The following is a 13,116-nucleotide window of genomic DNA, read 5'->3' on the forward strand; positions in this document are numbered from 1 at the left end:
GCATCGTGTGCTCCTTGTGCGGTGTTCTTTCGATGCCCCTACGATCGCCGACCGCTCTGATATGGGGCTGTCGCCGTCCTGACGCCGCCGCTGACATCCGGCGGGCCTCTTGCGTGCGTTCAGGGCGAGGCCGGAGGAACTTCGAGAGGGTCAGGGTCGTCATCTCTAACATGGGCGACAAGGAACATAACGATCGGTTCCGGCACCTGCCGGAGCGGCCGGACCCGGCGACGTGGCGGTCTGGTCGGGATGAATCGCCGTTGCCGCAGGCGATCGCCGAGCCGGCGGAAGTGAACGACACCGGCCTGCGCTGGGTGGCGCCCGAGCTCGAAGCGGCACGGCAGATCAGCGATGCGATCGTACGCCGCCGCGGTTCCCGCGACTGAGCCGCCGCTGTCCACCATCACCGCCTCTCCCGCAGCGGGCCACCGGTGCCAGGCCATCGTGGCGACGGTGACGGCTCGGGCCGTCATTTCAAGACCGGGGTGTGATCCGGGCCTCGATGGCGTCCAGCAGCGCGGCCAGGCCGAACTCGAACTCGTCACGGCTGCCCACGCGTGACAGCTCCTCGGCGTGAGCGACCGGGACGGGATACTGGTGAGGGGCCAGACTCCCGTAGAGCCTCCGGCGCATCCGCTGCTCCTCCGGGTCCCCGGAGTCCACGCCCAGGTTGAACTGCACCGAGCCGACGCACAAGGCGCGATGAGCGCCCGCCATCTGCGAGACATCGTGGCGGCCTACTTCGCGACGTTCGTGAGGAGCTTGTCGAATTCGCGGTCCGGCAATGTCCTGTTGAGCTCCATGAGCCTTTCGGCCATGTAGCCGACCGCGTAGCGCGTCTCGGGCTTGCCGGCTTCGATGGCCTGCCGGATGGCGGTGGCGACGACACCTGGGGCGCTGGCCGGGGTGTTCTCGCCGAGCTGTGTCTCGGCGCGTTGGGCCATGGCTTCGGCCATCTCCCCGTACGCGGTCGTGCCGGAGATCTCACGGAGGTCCTGTGCCGTGTGGTCTTCGAACTCGGTCTTGATGATGCCGGGCTGGATGATCACGACGTCGATGCCGAACGGCTCCACCTCCATGCGCAGGCTGTCGGAGTAGGCCTCCAGCGCGTGCTTGGTCGCGTAGTACCAGCAGCCGAGCGGCAGCGCGATCTCGCCGCCGATGGAGGAGACGTTGACGATCGTGCCGGACCCCTGCTCGCGCATGTACGGCAGGGCGAGCTGGGTCAGCCGGGCCGGGGCGAAGACGTTGACCTCGAACTGGTCGCGCGCCAGGTCGATGGGGATGTCCTCGGCCGCGCCGTGCAGGACGGTGCCGGCATTGTTGATCAGGACGTCGATGCGGCCCTGTTCGGCGACGATGGCGCCGATGACGTGTTCCAGGTCCTCCGGCCGGCGTGCGTCCAGCGCCAGGGCGTGTCCGCCGGCGTCGCGGATGTCGTCCATCTTGTGTACGCGCCGCGCGGCGCCGTAGACGATGTGGCCGGCGCGGATGAGTTCGAGTGCGGTGGCCTTGCCGATGCCGGCGGAGGCGCCGGTGACGAGTACGACCTTTTTCATGGTGGAACTCCCTCTTCGGTCTGGGTGAACGCTAGGGTCGTGTTCTGGGATGAGACAACTCGAAGAATTCATTTGAGCAGGTCAGAGGCCATGTATTGGTGCAATGACCTTGTAGCTGAGTGCAACTGCTTTGCAGCACCGAGGGCTCGACCGGGGAGGATGACATGCCGGGAGACCGGCTGACCGCCGAGGATCGTCGCCGCATCGCCGAAGGCCTGGCGGCCGGCCTGACCTACGCGGAGATCGCCCGCCGGCTGGGACGGTCCAGGTCCACCGTCACCCGCGAGATCGCCAGGAACGGCGGCCCGCACGGCTACCGGGCGGCGCGCGCCCAACATGCGACGAACTGGCGCGCCCGCCGCCGCAAGCGCGCTCCCCACGCCGGCGTTCCGCACACCACCGACAACCGTGACGTCCGCACAGCCCGGGAGTTCGAAGAACAGTTCGTCGCCATGATGATCGAGGGCGGGATGGCGCCCATGACCGCCAAGGTGTTCGCCGCGCTGTTCCTCAGCGAGGGCGGCAGCCTGACCGCCACGGAGCTCGCCCGGCAACTCCATGTCAGCCCGGCGACGATCTCCAATGCCATCAAGTGGCTGGAGCGGCGGCAGATGGTCGCCCGGGAGCGGGAGGCGCGCCGGGTGCGGTACTTCGTGGACGTGGACGTCTGGTACCACACGTGGGCGGCCAGCGCCAGGTCGATAGCGATCTGGGCCGACACCACGCGGCACGGCGTCGGGATCTTCGGCAGCGACACACCCACCGGCGACCGGCTCCGTACCACCACCCAGTTCTTCGAGCTCCTCGGCCACGACATGGGCCAGGCGGCCGAGCACTGGCGGCAGGCCCTCTCCATGCAACGCCAGCGGTGAACTCCGGCGGTCGCGTCAGGAACCGTCGAGGCTCGACAGCCCGTTGACCGCGATCTCGATCCCTCGCCGGCCGGCAGCCAGGACGTCCTCGTTGGAGCCGCCCTGCTGCTGGGCGACGAGCCCCGCCACGGACAGCGCGCCCATGAAGCTGCCGACCGCCGCGCCTGCCGACACGGGATCCAGCTCGGGGTAGACCTCGCACAGGGCCCCGGCCAGCACGGGCTGCTCCTGGAGGATGAGCGTCAGCCCGCGTGCCTGCAGCGCGGGCTCGGTGAACACCAGCCGGGCCCGCAGCGGCGACAGCGCGAAGTCCAGCTCGTCGCCCTCGGCCAGGCTGCGCACCAGGGCCTCGAACATCCGGCTCAGCAGATCCCCCAGGGGCTCCCCCGGTTTCCGCCCGGCGATCACCTCGAGCATGATCTGCCCGCGATCCCCGGCGTTCAGGAAGAGCACTTCCTCCTTGCTCGCGAAGTACGCGAAGAAGGTCCGGGGTGCCACGTCGGCCGCCGCGGCGATCTCGGCGACAGTGGTCTGCTCATAGCCCCGTTCACTGAACAGCCGCACCGCGGCCTCCAGCAGCGCACGACGAGTGCGGGCCTTCTTGCGTTCGCGATGACCTTCCACAGCGCAACCCTACAGCATGCGCTGCGTTTATGCATAGCTTGCAATTTCGCAGTCTATGCGCTTTTCTGGCAGGCATGGACATCCTCGAGAGTCTGCCGGTCGAACGGGAGGACCCGTTCCAGCCGCCTGCTCTACTGAAAGAGCTCCACGGACCGCTGCACCCGATGACCTACGCCGACGGGCGGCTCGGCTGGCTGGTCACCGGCTACGCCGAGGCACGCGCGGTGCTCGACGACCCGCGCTTCAGCAACACCCAGCAGGGCGCCGCCCCGCCGATCAAGGAGCTGGCGCCGCCCGAGGGGCTGACGGATCTGGTGATCCCGCCAGGCTTCTTCATCGCGATGGACGACCCTGAGCACTCCCGTTACCGCAAGCTGCTGACCGGGCACTTCAGCATGCGGAAGATGCGAAGGCTGGAGCCCAGGATCCAGGAGATCATCGACGGCCAGCTCGACGAGATGGCCCGCTCCGGGGCTCCCGCGGACCTGGTCAGGACGTTCGCACTGCCGATCCCGTCGCTGGTGATCTGCGAGCTGCTCGGCGTGCCGTACAGCGAGCGTTCACGCTTCCAGGACGCCACCGCGCGGGCGGTGAACCTCGACAACCCCATCGAACAGCGGGGCGCCGCGAGCGCCGAGCTGATGGGCTACCTGTCCGAGCTGGTCGGGCGCAAGCGGGCCGAGCCCGGCGAGGACCTGCTCAGCGAGCTGGTCACCGGCGGTGAGCTCAACCACAAGGAGCTCACCGGCGTGGCCACGCTGCTGCTGACCGCCGGGCACGAGACCACCGCGACCATGCTGAGCCTGGGCACGTTCCTGCTGCTGTGCCGCCCCGAGCAGGCCGACCTCGTACGCACGGATCCCGCCGTCGGCGAGACCGCGGTCGAGGAACTGATGCGCTACCTCAGCATCACGCACATCGGCCCGATCCGGGTCGCCAGGGCCGACGTGCCCCTCGCCGGGCGGACGATCAAAGCCGGCGAAACCGTGACGATCTCCCTCCCGGCCGTCAACCGCGACGCGACCCGCTTCCCCGCCCCCGACCGCTTCGACGTCACCCGCCAGGCCACCCAGCAACTGGGCTTCAGCCACGGCATCCACCAGTGCCTGGGCCAGCAGTTGGCCCGACTGGAGATGCGGCTGGCCTATCCGGCGCTGCTGCGCCGCTTCCCCGGGCTGCGACTGGCCGTACCCGCGAAGGAGGTGCCGCTACGGCCTCGCGCCGCCATGTACGGCGTGGCCGCCCTGCCGGTCACCTGGTAGTGGCGCCCGCCGGCAGCCTCCTCCGGCGCTGCGACTGACCCGGGGGCCTCGGCCGGCAGGCTGGCGACGGCCGCGCCGTCGATCCGGCCGAGACCGTCGCCGCCGAGATCCGCGCCCGCGGCGGCGACGCGATCGCGGACACCGGCGACGTGGCGACGCCGGACGGCGGCGCGGCACTCGTCCGCGCCGCGCTCGACACGTACGGCAGGGTCGACATCCTCGTCAGCAACGCGGGCATCCTGCGGGACGCGCTGCTCGAGGACACGACTCCCGGCGTGCTGGACCCGGTCCTCGACGTGCACGTCAAGGCTCTGTTCCACGTGACCCGGCCGACGTGGAAGGTCATGCGCGAGCAAGGTTACGGCCGAGTCGTCAACACCACCTCGGCAGCCCGCACAAGAGCAACTACGGCACCGCGAAGGCGGGAGTGGCCGGCTTCACCCGCGTCCTCGCCGTCGAGGGCGCCGAGCACGGGATCAAGGTCAACGCCATCGCCCCCATCGCCGCCACCCGCATGCTCGTCAAGCACCTCGGCGAAGGCCCCCGGCTCGACCCCGCGAACACGGCCATGGTCAACGCCGTCCTCGGCAGGCTCGATCCCGCGCTGGTGGCGCCGGTGGTGGCGTTCCTCGCGCACGAGGACTGCCCGGTCACCCGCGAGATCTACACCGCGGGCGCCGGGCAGGTCGCTCGCTTCTTCATCGGCAGGACACCCGGCTACCACCACCCGGACCTGTCCGTCGAGGATGTCCGGGACCACCTCGCCGAGATCCGCGACGAGACCGGCTACACCGTCCCGGCCGGTCCCGGCGAGGAGATCGCGCAGGTGCTGTGGGCCGTCACCCAACCGGGCCTCGTGCCCGAGTAGCGACACCCTTCCGATCCTCGGCGCGTTCGCGTCACCTGACGTTCCGCGCGCACCGAGTTCACCGAGGACGTGTTGTCATGAGCACCGATATGCCCGTTTTCCCGGCACGCGGATGCTGCGTGCGAACGGCGAGGGCGCGCCGGACGCCTTCCCTCGTTCCACGGCGTCAGGTTCCGACATGACATGTCCGTACACGGACTCCCCGTCACCTGGTGAGGCGATGCGTACCGACGTAACCTGATCCTGATCGCTCTCGCCATGGCGGGGGTCGCGTTCGGTGTCCCGGCATCCCCCGTCCGCGCTCCGGGCCGCATCGACGTGCCGGGGGTGCTGCTGCTGTCCGCCGGTCTGGTCTGCCTGCTGCCGGCGCTCAGCAAGGGCGGCGGCTGGGGCTGGGCGAGCGGCCTGCTCGCCGTCGCTCACGACGCGGCGTGGCACATCCTCACCGCGGTCACCCTCATGGGCATCGGTATCGGTCTGGCGTCCGCCGCCATGACGAACGCGATCCTCGCCACCGTCCCGCCGTCCCGGACCAGCGTCGCCACGAGCATCGACACCCTCGCCCGCACCATCGGCGGCAGCATCGGCACCGCCGTCCTCGCCGCGGCCGGCTCGGCGGTGACGACTTGCCTGCCGAAGCCGAACGCGCCGCCACCGGATCGCTCACCATCGACGTCGGCGACCGCTACCCGATCGAGGAGCTCGCCAAGGCACGCTGTCGGCAGGACGCCGTGGATCTTCGACCGCCGGCCGTCGTAGCGGAACCTCATGAGGTCCCTCGTCCGGAAACGTCTGGTGGCGCCCGGTCAGTCGGCGGAGTGCCGGAAGCCGCGCAGCATCGCGGTGACCCCCATCTCGAAGTGGTCGTCGAGGGTGGTGGCGTCGGCGGCTTCGGCGAGCACGTTGTAGTCGGGACTGCCGGGCCGCGGTTTGCGGCTGCGCCGCTCCGCGCCGAGCCGGGTCACGGCGATGGCCAGAGCATGGCCGATGGTGAACTCGCGCAGGCAGCGGGTTATGCGCAGGGCGTGTGCCGGGGGGATGCCGTCGGCATGGAGTTTGGTGAGCATCTTGACGCCGGTGTCGATGGAGGCGGGCGAGCGCACCGGCCGGGTCGCGAACACCTGCACGGCGTGGGGGTGGCGCAGGAGGGTGTCGCGCAGCCGCAGGCAGTATTCGCGCGCCAGGTCCTGCCAGGGGCCGTCCCAGGGCAGGGTGTCGACGTCGATCTCGGTGAACAGCGCCTCGGCGACGCCGTCGAAGAGCGCCTCCTGGTCGTCGTAGTAGCGGTAGGCGGCCATCGGGTCGAAGCCGACCGCGGTGCCGAGCTTGCGCATGGAGAACTTGCGCAGGCCGTGGGCGTCGATGAGGGTGAGAGCGGCGACGGCGAGGTATTCGCGGGTGAGAGTGGGCCGGGTGGGCGGCTCCGGCAGCGTGCCCGGCGGTCTGGGGTCGGCCGTCATGCTGCGAAGCCCTCCAGGATCGTGGTGAGTGTCTTGGTGAATTCCTCCGGGTGCTGCATGTACGGGACGTGGCCGCCGGGGAACTCCTGGCAGGGTATGCCAAGGCGCTCGGACAGCACGTGCGCGGGAGTGTAGTAAGGCTTGCCGACGCTGTCGCGCCCGGTGGCCAGGCACCACGGCGCCGTGGTGGCGGCCGGCGCGGACAGGTCGGGCTGGTAGTCGAAGCAGAAGGCGGGTAGCTCGCGGCGCAGCATGAGCTCCGCGTTGTGGAGTTGGCGGGTCATCGCATCCGGCTCGCGCCGGGTGAGCCTCCGCGCCAGGTCGCCGGCGGCGAGCACGAGCTGGGTGCCGGCGGCGATGACGGTCTGGCCGGTGGGCGACAGGAAGATGCGCGGGGGGTCGGGCAGCGTCATCGCGCCGAAGGCCGCGAAGGCCCGCATGAGGTGCCCGTCCTGGCCGAGGCGGCCGATGTGTTCGATTTCCCGCCGTTCGGCGGAGCCGGCCGGCAGGAGCTGGACCAGCGGCGCCTCGTGCACGACGGCGCCCAGCAGGCGGCCGGGATGCCTGATCACCATCTCCAGGGCGATGATCGCGCCCCCGCTGTTGCCGAAGACGTAGGCGCGTTCGAGGCCGTGGTGGTCGAGGACGGCGACCGCGTCGTCCGCCTGCGTGGCAGGCGTGATCGAGGCATCCGGGTGGGTGAACGGGCTGCGTGAATTGCCGCGCCGATCGTAGGTGATCACGGTGTACGTCCGCGCCAGCAGCGGGACCACGTCCGCATACATCCCGGCATCGCCTCCGCCGCCGGAGATCAGCAGCAGCGGGGGCCCGTCACCGGCAAGTTCGACGTGTAGCCGAGCCCCGGGCACCTCAACCGTGTCGCTCGTCATGGCTCTCCTTCCTGATGACGTCAAGCACGCGTCTACACTGTAGCGCCTGTCTACAGCGTAGACAGATGACAGACGGGAGCTTCGCCCTTGCCCGGCCACTGCTGACCCGCCCGATCTCGCGGCGAACAACAGGAGGGCTGCCGTCGTGTTCCAGGGATTCAAGGCGAGTGCAGCACTACGATCTTGAAGGTCTCCCACCCCCTGTGAAAGAGGCCGCCAGTGGTCACGCACTCCGAACTCGTCCGGGTCTTCGGCACGGACGGCATCGTCACGCTCGACCGCGGCCAGGTGGAGGAGCGCGGCTTCCGGCCAGAGGACGTCGAGCTGCTGTGCGAGGTCGGCCTGCCGGTCACCGCCGACATTCTCTTCACGATGCACGTGAACGGTCCGTTCGATGCCTTCACGGTCTTCGATGCCGAGACCCCGAACCGACCCGCACGCTTCATGATCCTCGGTAGGGGCCGTACCGACGACCGGATCCGCTACGCCGTGGAGCTGGAGAGCAGCAACGTCTACCTGCTCGCGCTGGAGGACGGCGTGCCCACCCCCGAGCCCGAGACCATCAACACCTCGCTCGGCGCGTTCGTGGAGTTCCTGTACCGAATCGAGCTGTGCGCGCAGGAAATGGGCGGGGCCGACCTCGAAGAGTCGCGTCCGTACCTCGAGAAGCTCGTCGCCGACCTGAGGACACATGACGAGCGCGCTCTCGCGCCGGACACGTTCTGGGGCGGGCTGATGGACGCCTACCTTCACGGCGGTGTCCCGCGATGGCGCAAAGGCAGCCGACAGGCGATCGTCACCGCGCTGGAGGCGCACCTCCCCGATGACGAGCCGCTGCGCTGGGCGACCGACATCCCGGTGGGTGAGGGCGTCCAAGAGCTGAGCGCGCACCGCGCGGACGGCTACTGGCTGCTCGTCACGTGGGGTTTCAGCGACCTGGACGGTCTGCTCGACGTCGACCCCGAACCGGGTGCCAGCGGCCTCGGTTTCGAGCTGACGATGCGCGTCCCGCGCGACGAAGGCGACGAACTGCCGCCTGGCTGGGCACTGGCGACGCTGCAGAATCTCGGCACGTACGTGTTCGGCGAGGGCTACCCGTTCGCCGATGGGCACCGGATGGGTGTCGGCGGGCAGCTCGGCCCCGAGACCAGCAGACTCAACGCGCTGGTCTTCGTCACCGACCCGCACCTGGGCGTGATCGATGCCCCTGACGGCCAGGTCGCGTTCATCACCGCCGTGGGCGTCACCCGAGAGGAACTCGCCGAAGCGAAGGCCACCAGCAACGACGCGGTGCTCGCCCGCCTCACCGGGGCGAACGGTGTCCCGCTCACCGACGTCACTCGGTGAGCCACGATCGACGTCGATGGCGACCGTTCATCATGAGGAACCGCCGGAGTCCCCGAGCGGCCCTCCGAGAAGTGGATCCGGCCGGCCCCAGCGCAAGACGGTGACCTCGGTGCTCGGGTCGCCGGCCCGCGACAGGCCCTCGGCCGCCTGGCCGCGGACGTCGCCCGTGGCCGGCGCGCAGCGTAACGCGATCTCGTGCGTGGTGTGCCATTCGTCGTAGAGGCCGCGGGTCTCGAACAGGTGCATGGCGGTGGAGGCCAGCTCCCAGCACAGCGGGCCGGCGCCCAGGGCGGCGCTCTGTCGTACGGCGGCGACGATGCCGGCGCGCTCGGCGTCCACCCAGTCGAGCGGGTCGCGGCGGACATGGCGGTCGGCGGCCTTCGCCTCCGGTGGCCCGAGCGGGCCGCGGCCGTGCGGCAGGCGGTGGTCGCCGCCGCGCAGCCGGATGTGCGCTTGCCGGGTCAGGGCGAGCCAGGCGCTCAGCGCGCGGCGCAGGGCGGCGTCGCGCTCGTGTTCGCGCTCGTCGGCTTCGGCGCACTCGCGGGCGTAGACGCGAGTCAGGTCGTGGAATCGGAACCGGGTCCGGCCGGAGGGGTCGCGCCGGGCGTCGAGCAGGCGTACGTCCACGAGCTCCTCGAGGAGGTCCTCGGCCTCGGCGTCGGGCAGGTCGAGCAGGGCGGCGGCCACCCAGGCCGCGAAGTCCGGCGCCTCCAGCGTGCTGAGCAGGCGGAACAGCCGCCGCGCCGGGGCGGTCAGCCTGTGGTAGCCGACCGCCAGGCTGGCGCGTACCGTCTGGGAGCCGTGCGAGAGCTGGCTCAGCCGGTCGCGGGTGTCGCTCAGCCGCGTGACGAGCTGGGCCAGGGCCCAGTGCGGGCGGGCGGCGAGCCGGATGCCGGCGATGCGCACCGCCAGGGGCAGCCCGCCACACCATTGGACGAGCAGGTCGGCGTCCGCGGGCGCCCCGGCTGCGCGCTCGGCGCCGATCAGGCCGCGCAGCAGTTCGAGCGAGTCGCCGGGCGGCATCACCGGCAGGTCGATCAGCCGTGCCGCGGGCAGGGCGGTCAGCCGGCGCCGGGCGGTGACCAGCACCGCGCATTCGGGCGTGCCCGGCAGCAGCGGCTGGATCTGGCTCTCGTCGGCGGCGTCGTCGAGCACGACCAGGTAGCGGCCTTTGGCGAGGATGCTGCGGTACAGCTCGGCCCGCTGGTCCAGGCCCGCGGGGATGGCGGTGCCGTCCACTCCGAGCGCGCGCAGGAACCGGCCCAGCGCCTCCTCCGGATCGACGGGACGGGCGTCGCCGCCGCGCAGGTTGACGTAGAGCTGCCCGTCGGGGAACTCCGGGCGGACCTGATGCGCGGCATGCACGGCGAGGGTGGACTTGCCGATGCCGCCCTGACCCGAAACCACGCACAGCGGCAGGGGCGTTTGATCGCCGCCGGGGCACAGTGCCTCGACCGCCGCCGCCAGCTCGTCCTCCCGGCCGACGAAATCGGCGATGTCCGCCGGCAATTGGCAGACACCTCCTTCGAGCGGCGCGCGGTCAGGCTCGCCGCCCACGACCCTCAGTCGCCGCGGATCCCGGCCCGGCTCGACGCCCGGCTCCTCCACGAGCACGCCCCGCGCCCGCTGCTCTTCCTGCGCCAGGGCGAGCATCAGCAGGTCCCCGGCCCGCTCCTCCCACGGCTGGTCGCCGATGACCTCGTGGGCATGACCGAGACCAGGCGTCGTCTCGGCGCGGTCGAGCCGGTCCTGTGTGCTGCGGCCCGGCGCCCACTCCAGGGCGGACTCCCGCTCGCCCTTCTCGGCCGCGAACCGGGCGAGCCGCGCTTCCTGGTCGAACGCGAGCGGATCGGCTTCTTCGGCGTCGCCCGAAAAGTTGAGCTCCGGGGGAGCCTGGCCCATCGGCGATGCGCGCCTGGCCGTAGGTTCGGTGCCTGCCAGGACCGCGACGTGGAGCTGCTGGAGTTCTTCACCCGGCTCCACACCGAGCTCGTCGACGAGCACCGATCGGGCGCGCCGAAAGGACTCGAGGGCTTTGTCGCGTTGCCCCGCTCGTGCGTACCCCAGCATGAGCAGCCACCAGGCGTGCTCGTTCATCGGCTGCTCGGCGACGAATGGACGCAGGTCCTCGATCACTTCCTTGGGCCGGCCGAGGGCGAGTTTCGTCTCGGCCCAGTCGAGTCTCGCGATGGCAAGTCGCTCCTCCAGCCCGGTGATCTGAGCGGCCAGGAAACCGGCGAGCCAGGTATCTTCCGCGGGCCTCCCACGCCACAATGCGAGAGCTCTGTGAAACTGCCGGTCCGCGGCGTGCAACTCTTCCTGTGCGGCATGGCTGCGGGCCGCACCTATCGCCTCCTCGAACTGCAGGAAATCCACTTCCGCGACGTCCGCCTCGAGAAGGTATCCATGCTCCTTGGTGAGCAGTCTCGAGCCGAATGGCGCCACTCTGCGTAACTGAGCGATGTAGGTATGCAAGTTATGGACGGCCGAGGCGGGAGGGGTGTCCCACAACGCCTTCACCAGCCGTTCCTTGGACACCCGGGTGTTGGCGTTGATGACCAGAGCGGCGAGCACCGCCCGCTGCTTGCCGTTGAGATGGACCGGCCGCCCGTCGGCCCCGCACACCTGTACGGGCCCCAGAACCTTGATCGTCATGTCCACCTAGGTGATTCCTCTCCAGCGGCAGGTTTTCGCGAAGAGCGGGTGGATGAATTTCTGTTCGGTGCCAAGAAAGCGTGTTTTGCGCAGGCAATTCGGCGCTCCCGGACGACCCGTCGGCGGGTGGGCCGGGAAACCCCGGCCCACCCCAGATGGGAATGGCGGCTCGGTCAGATTCCGTCGATCAGCCGGATGGCGATGTCCGGGCTGAACGTTCCGGCGGGCACGTTCGGCGCGATGCCGCAGTTGCCGTCCGAGTCGCCGGGGACCTTGACCCAGAGCAGCATCTCGGCGCCGCCGCCGACCTGTGCGGTGGTGCCGAGCTTGCGGCCCGACGGGTTGCACCATTCGCCGTTGGAGCCGTTGCCGTTGCGGCTGGTGTCGATCACGAATTTGGCGGTGCCGCCGAGCGCGGAGTTGATCGCGTTGGCGTAGGTGGTCGACTGGCTGGTGGTGTAGTAGTTGGAGACGTTGACCGAGAAGCCGCGGACGTTGGCGACGCCCACGCTCTGCAGCCGGGAGGCCATGGTCGCCGGTGCCGTCCAGCCGGCGTTGCCGGCGTCGAGGTAGGCCCAGGTGTTGGCGGCCTTGTCGCGGAACTGCTCGGTGGCGTAGGTCAGCATGCGGATGCGTTCCTGCCGGGCCGTCTCGCTCATGCAGTCGAAGTCGCCCAGCGAGTCGGGCTCGATGACGACGACCGCGGGGCGGTTGCCGATGCCGGAGGCGAACGCGGAGATCCACGTCTTGTACGCGGCTTCGGTGCCGGCGCCGCCGCCGGAGTGGCCGCCGCACGCGTCGCGGCCGGGGATGTTGTACGCGACCAGGACCGGCAGTTTGTCGGCGCTGTCGGCCGCGCCCACGAAGCTGGAGACGGCGGCGGCGATGTCACCGCTCCAGTTGCCGAACCACCGGGCCATCGGCTTGGAGCCGATCGAGGACTGGATCCGGTTCGCCCGGGAGTCGCCGGAGTTGTTCCTTACCCACACCGCGGGGTTGGAGTTGGGGTCGACGTAGAAGCCGCTCGTCATGCTGATCGGACCGGACCCCGACGTCGTCTCGGTGAGGGAGACGTTGTCGAGGTAGACGGTGTGGGCGGCGTTCTTGCCGAGCTGGAACGACACCTGTCCGGCCGCCGTGCTCAGGCTGGAGGTGAAGGGGAAGCTGAAGCGCTTGCTCGTCGTGGTGAGCGCGATCGGCTGCGTCAGGGTGTTGGTGTACGGGCTGTCGGCCAGTTGCACGGTGGTGACCGCGCCGACCGAGGCGGAGGCGGTGGCGTCGAAGGACAGCGTGTAGGACTTGCCGCTGGTCAGGGCGATGTTGTTCTGGGCCACCATGGCGTCCCACGGGTTGGCCGTGCCACCGGTCACGTTGACGCGCAGCCGCCCCGTGTCCACCGCCATGGAGGTGTTGGCGGAGTTCCACCACGGCGTGGTGCCGGAGCTGAAGGTGCCGTTGACCACCAGCTCGGTCGCGGCTGTGGCGGGCGTCGCGACGGCCACCGACAGGGCGGTCACCGTTGCGGCCGTGATGGCCGCCAACCGGGTTAATACTCGCATGTACTGCTTTCCTTTCTGGG

Annotated in this window: 12 protein-coding genes and 2 pseudogenes; 7 read left to right on the forward strand and 7 right to left on the reverse strand. The window is 70.1% G+C overall.

What is annotated here, in order from left to right:
* The first annotated feature begins 170 nt into the window (after positions 1–170).
* Positions 171–386 carry a hypothetical protein gene (locus ACWEPL_RS52950; protein WP_452440955.1) on the forward strand — a complete coding sequence of 72 codons (216 nt, stop codon included), beginning with the start codon at positions 171–173 and terminating at the stop codon, positions 384–386.
* Positions 387–474: 88 nt separating this feature from the next.
* Here the strand turns inward: ACWEPL_RS52950 and ACWEPL_RS52955 are convergent, their stop codons facing one another.
* Together ACWEPL_RS52955 and ACWEPL_RS52960 are read right to left on the reverse strand one after the other, a co-directional pair.
* Entirely contained in the window at positions 475–717 is a 243-nt protein-coding gene (locus ACWEPL_RS52955; RefSeq protein ID WP_452440956.1) for a hypothetical protein, read from the reverse strand.
* A gap of 20 nt (positions 718–737) precedes the next feature.
* Entirely contained in the window at positions 738–1,559 is an 822-nt protein-coding gene (locus ACWEPL_RS52960) for an oxidoreductase (protein WP_452440957.1), read from the reverse strand.
* A gap of 164 nt (positions 1,560–1,723) precedes the next feature.
* Here ACWEPL_RS52960 and ACWEPL_RS52965 point away from each other — a divergent pair.
* Both ACWEPL_RS52965 and ACWEPL_RS52970 read left to right on the forward strand, forming a co-directional pair.
* Positions 1,724–1,858, forward strand: a pseudogene (locus ACWEPL_RS52965) (helix-turn-helix domain-containing protein); the annotation flags it as partial.
* Positions 1,847–2,431, forward strand: coding sequence for a MarR family transcriptional regulator (locus ACWEPL_RS52970; protein ID WP_452440981.1), 585 nt, complete (start codon positions 1,847–1,849; stop codon positions 2,429–2,431). The pseudogene ACWEPL_RS52965 and the gene ACWEPL_RS52970, both read left to right, overlap by 12 nt.
* A gap of 15 nt (positions 2,432–2,446) precedes the next feature.
* Here ACWEPL_RS52970 and ACWEPL_RS52975 read toward each other — a convergent pair whose 3' ends face one another.
* The gene (locus ACWEPL_RS52975; RefSeq protein ID WP_452440958.1) at positions 2,447–3,055 is read right to left on the reverse strand and encodes a TetR/AcrR family transcriptional regulator; all 609 of its coding nucleotides are present in this window, start codon (positions 3,053–3,055) and stop codon (positions 2,447–2,449) included.
* A 74-nt stretch (positions 3,056–3,129) separates the two neighbouring features.
* Here ACWEPL_RS52975 and ACWEPL_RS52980 point away from each other — a divergent pair, with 74 nt between their 5' ends.
* From ACWEPL_RS52980 to ACWEPL_RS52990, 3 genes and pseudogenes are all read left to right on the forward strand, one after another.
* Entirely contained in the window at positions 3,130–4,317 is a 1,188-nt protein-coding gene (locus ACWEPL_RS52980) for a cytochrome P450 (protein ID WP_452440959.1), read from the forward strand.
* A 131-nt stretch (positions 4,318–4,448) separates the two neighbouring features.
* Positions 4,449–5,185 (forward strand): annotated as a pseudogene (locus ACWEPL_RS52985) (SDR family oxidoreductase).
* A 258-nt stretch (positions 5,186–5,443) separates the two neighbouring features.
* Entirely contained in the window at positions 5,444–5,944 is a 501-nt protein-coding gene (locus ACWEPL_RS52990; protein WP_452440960.1) for a hypothetical protein, read from the forward strand.
* A gap of 47 nt (positions 5,945–5,991) precedes the next feature.
* Here the strand turns inward: ACWEPL_RS52990 and ACWEPL_RS52995 are convergent, their stop codons facing one another.
* The gene (locus tag ACWEPL_RS52995) at positions 5,992–6,645 is read right to left on the reverse strand and encodes a TetR/AcrR family transcriptional regulator (RefSeq protein ID WP_363965113.1); all 654 of its coding nucleotides are present in this window, start codon (positions 6,643–6,645) and stop codon (positions 5,992–5,994) included.
* Positions 6,642–7,535, reverse strand: coding sequence for an alpha/beta fold hydrolase (locus ACWEPL_RS53000; protein ID WP_363965115.1), 894 nt, complete (start codon positions 7,533–7,535; stop codon positions 6,642–6,644). The genes ACWEPL_RS52995 and ACWEPL_RS53000 overlap by 4 nt, the downstream gene beginning before the upstream one ends.
* A gap of 219 nt (positions 7,536–7,754) precedes the next feature.
* Here ACWEPL_RS53000 and ACWEPL_RS53005 point away from each other — a divergent pair, with 219 nt between their 5' ends.
* Positions 7,755–8,882, forward strand: a complete 1,128-nt coding sequence (locus ACWEPL_RS53005; protein WP_452440961.1) for a suppressor of fused domain protein — start codon at positions 7,755–7,757, stop codon at positions 8,880–8,882.
* A 30-nt stretch (positions 8,883–8,912) separates the two neighbouring features.
* Here ACWEPL_RS53005 and ACWEPL_RS53010 read toward each other — a convergent pair whose 3' ends face one another.
* Positions 8,913–11,537, reverse strand: a complete 2,625-nt coding sequence (locus ACWEPL_RS53010) for an AfsR/SARP family transcriptional regulator (protein WP_452440962.1) — start codon at positions 11,535–11,537, stop codon at positions 8,913–8,915.
* Between the two features lie 173 nt (positions 11,538–11,710).
* Positions 11,711–13,096, reverse strand: coding sequence for a glycoside hydrolase family 6 protein (locus ACWEPL_RS53015; protein WP_452440963.1), 1,386 nt, complete (start codon positions 13,094–13,096; stop codon positions 11,711–11,713).
* Positions 13,097–13,116 lie beyond the last annotated feature (20 nt).

This window comes from Nonomuraea sp. NPDC004186 (assembly GCF_053603495.1).